We start from the raw sequence: 228 nt of genomic DNA, 5'->3' as shown, positions 1-228 counted from the left end.
ACGAGGAGCACCAGCGCGTGTTCGTCTCCAACCGCGACTTCCGCCTCAACCCGCCGGGAGAGGAACTCACCTCGGCCGCCGTCACCGTCAGCGAACGGGTGCTTCCGGAGACGCTGAGCTACGAATCGGCGGGGAACCTGGCGTCGGTGGATCGTTCGAAGGCGAGCCTGCCCGCGGGCATGGCCTACTCCGAGTCCCGCGACCTGCTGTACCTGGGCGACCAGAACA

At 67.5% G+C, this 228-nt stretch carries 1 protein-coding gene; it reads left to right on the top strand.

From position 1 onward, the window contains the following. Positions 1-17: 17 nt before the first annotated feature. Positions 18-228: hypothetical protein (locus OC372_RS19330; RefSeq protein WP_262003908.1), on the top strand; the 211-nt coding region annotated here is incomplete at its 3' end.

The organism is Microbacterium sp. Mcb102, from assembly GCF_024519805.1.
GTDB lineage: Bacteria > Actinomycetota > Actinomycetes > Actinomycetales > Microbacteriaceae > Microbacterium.
This window is presented reverse-complemented; position numbering and strand designations above follow the sequence as displayed.